The sequence below is a fragment of the Eisenbergiella massiliensis genome, from assembly GCF_003435485.1.
In genome coordinates, this window is record NZ_QVLV01000020.1 from 107767 (window position 1) to 115634 (window position 7868).

The 7868-nt window shown below is 43.4% G+C and carries 8 protein-coding genes; all 8 read right to left on the reverse strand.

Annotation, left to right across the window (positions count from 1 at the left end):
• Positions 1-29: 29 nt before the first annotated feature.
• A complete protein-coding gene (locus tag DXC51_RS22295; RefSeq protein WP_021634905.1) occupies positions 30-1772 on the reverse strand; it encodes a sensor histidine kinase in 1743 nt (580 codons plus the stop codon).
• Positions 1773-2059: 287 nt separating this feature from the next.
• On the reverse strand, positions 2060-3595 hold the full coding sequence (locus DXC51_RS22300; protein WP_021634907.1) for a DUF5605 domain-containing protein: 1536 nt from the start codon (positions 3593-3595) through the stop codon (positions 2060-2062).
• A 313-nt stretch (positions 3596-3908) separates the two neighbouring features.
• Positions 3909-4298, reverse strand: a complete 390-nt coding sequence (locus tag DXC51_RS22305; protein ID WP_021634908.1) for a (deoxy)nucleoside triphosphate pyrophosphohydrolase — start codon at positions 4296-4298, stop codon at positions 3909-3911.
• A 2-nt stretch (positions 4299-4300) separates the two neighbouring features.
• Complete coding sequence (locus DXC51_RS29655) at positions 4301-5056, reverse strand: SRA domain-containing endonuclease (RefSeq protein WP_021634909.1); 756 nt, start codon at positions 5054-5056, stop codon at positions 4301-4303.
• A complete protein-coding gene (locus DXC51_RS22315; RefSeq protein ID WP_021634910.1) occupies positions 5053-5442 on the reverse strand; it encodes an MmcQ/YjbR family DNA-binding protein in 390 nt (129 codons plus the stop codon). The genes DXC51_RS29655 and DXC51_RS22315 overlap by 4 nt, the downstream gene beginning before the upstream one ends.
• 21 nt (positions 5443-5463) lie before the next feature.
• Positions 5464-6492 (reverse strand): HNH endonuclease, encoded by a 1029-nt coding sequence (locus DXC51_RS22320; RefSeq protein WP_021634911.1) that lies wholly within the window; start codon positions 6490-6492, stop codon positions 5464-5466.
• Between the two features lie 419 nt (positions 6493-6911).
• Positions 6912-7385, reverse strand: coding sequence for a hypothetical protein (locus DXC51_RS22330; protein ID WP_021634913.1), 474 nt, complete (start codon positions 7383-7385; stop codon positions 6912-6914).
• The coding region (locus tag DXC51_RS29665; protein WP_181970169.1) for a hypothetical protein at positions 7378-7868 on the reverse strand (491 nt) is incomplete at its 5' end. The genes DXC51_RS22330 and DXC51_RS29665, both read right to left, overlap by 8 nt.

A 7868-nucleotide genomic window follows, 5' to 3' on the forward strand; every position in this document is an offset into this window, starting at 1 on the left:
TCCAGCCTTTCAAAAAAGTATACAACAGCTTACAGCGTTACCCTCATGTCAATCCGCAGGATCACCTTCAGGCCTCCCAGCTCACTTTGTTCCAGCAGGATGCCGCTTGTTTCCCCGTAAGCCAGCTTCAGCCTGCGTTCTATATTGGAAAGCGCATGTCCGGCTGCCCGGCCCTGATAATCCTGGATGTATTCCCGCATTCTTTCAATATTTTCGCTGCTTCCGCCGCCTCCGTTATCCTCAATTACAATGCAAAGGTATGGCTCCTTAAGGGAATAGGAGATGGCGATTTGTCCGTCCTTTAAAATATCCGACATGCCATAATTATAGGCATTTTCAATGACAGGCTGCAGTATCAGCTTCGGCACAAGGAAGCCGGCCGCACTTTCCGGCAGCTGCCCTTTATGCACCGTGATTTTATCCCCGAACCGCATCTGCTGGATGTCGATATAATTCTCCATATGCTCCACCTCGCGGCTTAGGGGGATATTCTGCTCCACCTCCTTGTTCAGGAAACGGTAGTACTTTGCCAGGGAGGTGACGAACTGTATAATCTGATCATAGGACTCATTTTTAGCCATAATCCGGATCAGATAGAAGCTGTTATACAAAAAGTGCGGGTTGATCTGTGACTGCAGCTGCATCAGCTCCGCATTCTGTAAAAGCCTGCCCTGCTCCTTCACGTTTTCGATCAGCTCCTGGATGCGTTCCACCATTCGGTTGAAGGACGAATATATGTATTGAAACTCATCCTGGGGCTTATGGAAAATCCGGATTTCCAGGTTGCCCTCCTGCACCTGCCCAAACGCCTGCACCACCTTTTTCAGCGGCTTATTCACGGCGGTGTTGGTCTGATAGAGGATTTCAAAAAACAGTATGCTGATGACCAAAAGCACAACGCCCATCATAAGCAAAGCCACCATTGCCGAGCTTCCTATCCCTCTGCCGCTGCGGTAGGCAACCACGGTAATCCCGTAGCCGGGAATGCTTTCCGACATAAACAGATAGCTTGTCCCCAGGCACCTTCCCTTACCAAGAAAACTCTCTCCTCCGCCCTGCTTCTCCCATGCCCGGTACCAGCAGTCCATCAGCTGCGCCTGCGCTTCCTCCTCCACAGGCTGCTGACCAAGCACTTCCCCGCCATCCAGCACAAAAAACGCGCCCGCCTGTTCTCCGCTGCCAAACAGCTCCAGAAGCTCCTGCAGATAATCCTCCGAAAGCGTAATGCTCACGCCGAAATCAGGGACGTAATCCTCCTCTATCGAATAGGTCAGAGGGTACAGCAGCTCCATCTGCGCCTTCCCGTCGCAATATACCAGGCTGCGGGCCGTATTATCCCCATTCCTGGGTATGGGCACATATTCCTTACTGCTATGCCCCTCCACCGCGCTCAGCTCCATCTCCTGTTTGGGAAAAATAATGGTGATATCCTCAATGATATTATTCAGCGACTGAAAGCCCTGCATATTCACCAGCAGCGCCAGCATCAGCTGGGACCTTTCATACCCGTTCAGGGAGGTGTCATATACCAGGGACGAAATCCTTCCGTCGCTGACCAGATTGCGCTCCAGATTGTAAATAATTTCCAGCTGCTGCTCCAGCGCCGAAACATTATGGACAACGGCGCTCTGCATCCCGCCTATTTCCACATTTCGCTGCTGTTTCGCATATTTCAGAAAAATTATGATTGTACTCACATAGATGATTACTATGATGATTACAAAAAGAATGTACAGCTTTTTAAAAACACTCACCATACCCTGCTTTTTCATGCCCCTTCCCCCATATCAGAAGCTTTTTCCCCCTCCGGGAAGCCGGACGGGGGCGTCTTTTTGTAACGGTTCAGACGGGGCCGAACCGTTACCGCTTCCGGCCAATTAAACGCTGCGCTGTGGGCCGGATGCCTGAAGCGCCGCGTTTTTCCACGGTCTGCGCAGTAAATGCGCAGACCTGCCTGTTTCCGTTTTTTACCCTGTATAGTCCAGTATACAGGAACCCGATTGTGCGTTCAAGATACGTAACGTCCGGTACGTTCAAATTATTGCAGCTGTTTAATTAATTATGGCAGCTGTTTTGCAATCACGGCAATCCCTTCTTTGCCGGGCAGCCTGACTTCGACCCTTCCGCAGGCCTCCTCCAGCGCAGTCGTCCTTGTCATTTCCCATGCATCGATGATCTCAACCTCGTATTTTTTATCTTCCGGCAGGGTAAGGAAACACATAGCGCAACACTGTCTCGCAAAATATTTTATGTAGACCTGATCCCCGCAATGGCCATAATAGCATGCGTCCTTTGCCTGGGACAGCTCCCGTTCCTCTGTATTTACCAAAGCCCGGAACCGTTCATATGCTTCCTCCGGTTTCTCAAAAACTGTGGCCGTAATGTTCCTATCATCCGGCCCCATCACAAAAGGCTCCTTCCAGGGGCTTATGCAGGATGGCAGACTGTACAGAAAATCCTTCAGGAAAGCAATCCGCTGCGCGCTCTGCCCCTTCAAACGGCCGCCCCTGGCCCACCAGAGCACCTCGTCCTCCGAGACATAGGTTTCCCCATGGGTCACAAAGGCCCCCTGAATGCAGCCGCGCCAGAAACGGTTCACCAGCTCAAATGCGGAAATATTCCCCCAGGCCATATCGATGTTTCCCTCATAACAGCACTCGTCAAAAACCACCGGCTTTTGATACCTCTCCTGCCATTCCGCCGCCTTATGCATACCATCCGTCTGAATGCAGCAATGCGTCACATTAGGACGGGTGAAATCGTAAAAATGGACACAGTTATGATTGCTCAGCAAATGCCCATAACAGTCATTGGCAGCGACAAATTCCTCTATCTCATACCAATCCTCCATCGTGCGGTTGAACATCAGATCATATTCGTTGGCCAGGCTCCACCAGATAAAGGGATAGGCGGACAGTCTCCGGAGCAGGTAATCCAGGTGAATTTTCCATTCCTCCATACTCATTATGGAAAAGCCCCAACGGTCATAAGGATGGAACAAAATCAAGTCCGTTTCTATTCCCATATCTCCCAGCCGGACCAGGATTTTTTCAAAATGCTCCCAGTAGTCCATGCAGGGGCGGTGCACATCCCACTTCCCTTCCGCATTTTTTTCAAAAGGGAAAAACTGCGGCTCATTGTGATTGTATCTGTAATGCTTCGGAAAAATGCAATGGCGCACTTTATTAAAGGGGGCGTGCTCCAGGGTGTGCATGGTCTGTTCAATTATCTCCCCGCTCTGGTGGGCAAGGGCGTAAATGGTGGTTCCGAACGGCAGATACTTCGTACCGTCTTCATAAACAAAATGAAGGCCCTCTGTCTTTACCATACCATGTCGTCCGGTCCTTGCCGGCAGGCATTCTTCTTCCCCTGCCACAGGTCCTTCCAAGGGAATAATGCTTTCGGTTTTCCAGGAATACCGGCCGGTTTTTTTTGGGAGGAAACGTACTTTATAAGTATTGCTTCCTGCGTAGAAGCCTTTTACGGTCTTTTCTTCGCCGTCCAGATGGAATACGGTTTGGAAAGTGAACAGCGCCTGGGAGCCCTGGGGCGGTTCTCCGGTGAGGCTTAATTCGAACATTTCGTATTGATACATTTTTATTTTTTCTCCTCCGTTTTTTGTGGCTGATTGGATTTTTGGCCATTTTAAGCCTTTAGTAAAGTATAAAACGGCCGGAGCAGATCAACAATGTGACATTCTTGACCTGCTCCGGCAAAAATTGACCTGCTGCATATCAGAGGGGCCTTCTGAGGAGAGAGGGGCGGTAATATGCGGCAGGTTGGGTGTGGTTTTGGGTTTTTGGGTTATAGGTGTTTATGTTTTTGGATGATTATGGTATTGGTCGTTTATTGTATTGGGTATTTATGGTTTTAACTGTATTAGCCTAAGGCGGGCCTTCAGATGAAGCTTAGCTTTCCATTATCCGTTTCAGTATCTCAATGTCCGCAGGACAAAATGCAAATTGGGGAATCTCATCTCTACGAATCCATCTAATATCATTATGCTCCAGCTTTTGAGGAACTCCATTTTTGATTGCAGCATTAAACAATGTCAGGCGAACCTTTATATCTGGATACTCATGTACTACAGACATAAATTCTTCCTCTACAGAAAGCTCTATTGCCAATTCTTCCTCGCATTCTCTGATAAGGGCTTCCTGTTTTGTTTCACCAGCCTCAACCTTCCCGCCTACAAATTCCCACAGCAATCCTCTCGCCTTATGTGCTGGTCTCTGGCAAATCATAAATTTATCTTTATCCCAAATCAGTGCGGCAACAACATCAACTATTTCTTCCATCTCTATACCTTTTTCAAACGGAATTTGTACTCCTTACGAGTACATCCGTTTTCACCTTTCTCATCTTCATAAGTATAACTCACCAATTCAAATTTTCCTTGGTAATAGTAGTCTTTAGGAGAAAATTTTACAAATAAATGGATTTCCTTACCATCCATAGCTGCATTTTTGATTGCCAGATTCCCCTTACTCATGGCCTGATCCCCAGTTTTACCTTCTCCTGAATAAATGTATTCACCATCAGAAGTCCATTTATCGTGATAGACAAAATTACCCTCTGCCTTACTTATCGAAGAAATCAGAACCACCTTTGATGGTGTTACATTAATTCCGCGTCCAAAACCTGTTATTTTAATTCCAAACTGTTCTTCAACCTGCTGATATGTAAGGATTGGGTGTCGCGCTAAATGGTCCACATGATAATCCTCCGAAAACATATCATCTATACTTTTTGTCCTTTTTCTCTGTCCTCTTACTTTTTCTTGTGCAGCCGCCTGTTTGCTCTCTTCTTCCGCTTTTCGAGCAGCATCCTCGACTGCTCTTCTTTGAGCTTCCGCTTCCTTAATAGCATTTATTCGCTCTATCATTGTATTTTGTATGTTTGGGTCCTCTGCTATTAGGAAGCGTTCAAATGCATCAGGAAATTGAAACTGGCTTGTTTTGGTCGCAAATTGAACAGTTATATGGGAAGGTTCTTGTTCAATTACTGTTCCAACACCTAATTTGGGACTTTTCACCTTTTCTCCAATCACGTTCATTTTCTTATCTCCACTTTTTTGGCCTTCTTTTTCGGCTGGGTGAGCTGGTAGCTTAAATCTATCAGATTTTTAATTTCTTCCTCTTGGACAGTACCATCAAGAAGAATCGTAATCCAACTGTTTTTATTCATATGATAGCCTGGGAAAAAACCAGGGCGCTGCCGGAGAGCTCCGATCAGATTCGGATCACACTTAATATCAAGTATATCGATCATCTGATTTCCTGGAATACCCAATCTGCTTTCTTCAATCTTCATTACAATGGCATACCATTTGTTGCTTTCACTGTTTCTCAGCACAGCATTCCACGGAGTATCCTGCCATAAATATTCTGGAGCCGTGCCATAGCTTTGTTTTACCCAAGCAAATATCGACTTTCTATCCATAGCATTTTTACCTCTCGATGATTAATTCGATCTATTAGTATTTGGGGAATCCTCATTTTGTAGTTCCATAAGCTGTAGCATATCTTCTTCCAAACTATTTATGCTTTGTTCATTTTGCATCTTTTCAATGTATGCAAGCAATCTTTGATATCTATTATTATTTTGTTTTGCCATTTTTTCTAAAATAATAATATCTTCATCTTTTTTAAGCACATGAACTCTTCTATGGCAATTCGGACAGATTGCGACAACATTATCCATTGTATCGCTTCCTCCCTTTGCCAGTTGCTTCACATGGTGTTCTTCTAAATACGGCTCATTATTTCTATCATAAAACGGCGCTTTTTCACCACACATTTGGCAGATACCATTGGCCATCCTCTTAACCATTTTTTTCAAATATGGGCTTCGATAAAGTACTTCTACTTCCGTTTTCTGCGATTTATGCGGCTTTGTTTCCTTTAGTAGAATTGCTAATTTATCAACAGATAAAATATTCGCCTTAAATGCTTCCAATTCCATTACAACTTCGACCTCAGATACTTTATTTTGAGGATGCTCTATCTGATTTACCAACTCCAATGCTTGTTTTAGCGCATTCTCATTTTGTGGGTATGTCGCTGTCTGAGCAATAATGAATTCATACATTTCTCTAGTTGCTTCAAATAAATATCCAGTATTACCTCTCCCAAGTCTATTAAAGGGCGCACTTGTCTGTGGTTGCAATTCCAAAAGCTCTTCCATATAGTTCGATGTAATAATTGGATTGGGAAATACGATATATTGAGTATCCACTCTCCACCCATCTGTCTGCCAATCATTGGAAAGCTCTACTGGCTTTTTCGCCACATACACATCTTTTTTTGCCACACTTATCGCTATAATCTGCTTTTTATAGCTATGTATGATAACATCTCCTCGCTTTACTTCTTTCATCTTTGACCAGTGTGAGGCTGTTCTTCCAGAGTTTCCATACTGGGGAGCCCACAAATAGCCGCCTTGATGTTCTTCGTGGAATGTTTTATTTTGGAATACAAAAAAATAGTTCATGGGGTGTCCTCCAAGTATTCTTTTACACTGAAATTTAACGCTTCAAAATTAAGTCTGCGTTTAATATAGTTCTATTAACGCAATGTCGAAATAATTAGAAAATAAAATAATTTTATTCTGCAACATTACAAGCTTTCCTGTTCATTGATTTTTATCCCTCTAATTGAATCTTTTTCCATTTTGGCCAATTTCACAGAAAATAGTAATTCTTTAAATGTATTTCCGTAAGCAATAGAACAAGTTAATCCTCCTGTCTTTTCTTTATACATGTTTTTTATATAAATAATAAGCTTGTTATAAAACATTCATTATATATTTAATAGCCCCGGCTTCATAATATTATTAATCATTCCTATGTTGTAAAAGTACAGCTGTTTGAAAGCATATGATTAAAATACTATTGTTTGAGAATATCAAAATTATTCCCCCCACTCCCACCTCTTGAGTATCTCTAAATAAGCCTGTAACGCATCTTCCTGAACATACTCATATTCATACCATTCAGATAACATTTCCCGAAACTCTTTCTCAGTAAAAATGTCTTTCGGAATCACTACTCCACATATCTTCTTCTGGCTGTCCTCATCTAATTCAACTATCTCACGCATCACATAATATAGCTCACGCGCCGCGTTATCTGCCAGGTCATAAAAAAGTTCAGTAGTTACACGCAGCATCTCTGCGGCCTTATCCCGAATTGTTCCTTCAGAATTTCCCAACCATATATCCATGTTGTACAGTTCTAAGGTTTCATCATATTCTTCTTCTGTACTTGCAAGAGAACTTTCATATCTGCTATAGTCAGAGTATTTTCCGGCCGCATATAATAAATGCTCTTTGAGTAGTTCTACCTTTGTTTTTTTCCCCTTTATCCCCGATTTTTTCTCACCCATCGCTTCTTTCCTCCGCTTTCAGCTGACAAATATTCTGCCATATAGCAAGCAGTTTATCATAGATTCCAAAGGACTTTAATAAGCCTGCCTCCTTAAGCAGACTTGCATCAATCCTCCATCCTTCTACATCCCTATCAGTATTGGCCTCTATAATTTTCATCTGTTCTTTTGTTAAATCATCCGGAATGACATCCATAATAATATCATTATAAATTATCTGAGCCAGCCAAAAATATTTCATACAACTTTGCGAACCACCAACACAGGTTCCATCCTCTGCATATTTGGCTTCTAAATCTAATAATTCCATTATATTTTTGACTATTTCTTCCTCGGTATCAGCATTCGCCTTGTTATACATATCCGCAGCTAACGGAACCATCACCCGTTGTAAAAATATGTTCTGCTCCATATGATATAAAAAAGAAATATCTGAACTTTGCATGTAAGTTGCACTAGCGACCTCCATAAACCTATGAAAAA